This is a genomic window from Janthinobacterium sp. BJB426, from assembly GCF_002735705.1.
Classification (GTDB): domain Bacteria; phylum Pseudomonadota; class Gammaproteobacteria; order Burkholderiales; family Burkholderiaceae_D; genus Janthinobacterium.
In genome coordinates, this window is record NZ_PDZL01000061.1 from 1 (window position 1) to 666 (window position 666).

The following is a 666-nucleotide window of genomic DNA, read 5'->3' on the forward strand; positions in this document are numbered from 1 at the left end:
CGGCGCCCGTCCGGGTCCGCGATGCACGATCGGCTGCGCCTCCGCTGGCCCGGCCTGCTCGATGCGCAGTGCCAGCGCCGCCAGCGTCTGCGCCTCGAACACGGCAGTGATCGGCAAGGCCGCCTGACGCTCCTGGCGCACCTTGGCGATCACGCGCATGGCCAGCAACGAGTGCCCGCCCAAGGCAAAGAAATTATCCGCCGCCGACACCGGCCGGCCTGGCTTGAGCAAACTGCTCCACACATCCGCCAGCCATAATTCGCACGCCGTTGCCGGCGCCACGAAAGCCTGTTCGGCCGCTATCGTCGGCGCCGGCAGCGCCTTCCGATCGATCTTGCCGTTTGACGTGACGGGCAAGGCCGCAAGGCACATCAGCGCCGTGGGCACCATATAGTCCGGCAGCGTGCTGGCCAACTGGGCACGCACCGCATCGGCCGACCATGCCATTGGCTCGGCCACGACATACGCCGCCAGGCGCTTTTCGCCGACCTGCGATTCGTATACATTCACCACCGCCTGCCGTATGCCGGCGATTTTCAGCAGCGCCGTTTCGATTTCGCCCAACTCGATCCTGAAACCGCGCAGCTTGATCTGGTTATCGGCACGCCCCACCAGTTCGATCACGCCATCCGCACGTATGCGGGCCAGATCGCCCGTACGATATAG

The 666-nt window shown here is 65.8% G+C and carries 1 protein-coding gene; it reads right to left on the reverse strand.

Going from position 1 to position 666, the window contains the following annotated elements:
• Window positions 1-624 (reverse strand): phosphopantetheine-binding protein (locus tag CSQ93_RS28535; RefSeq protein WP_233516398.1); only part of this gene is annotated, 624 nt, incomplete at its 3' end.
• Window positions 625-666: the final 42 nt, after the last annotated feature.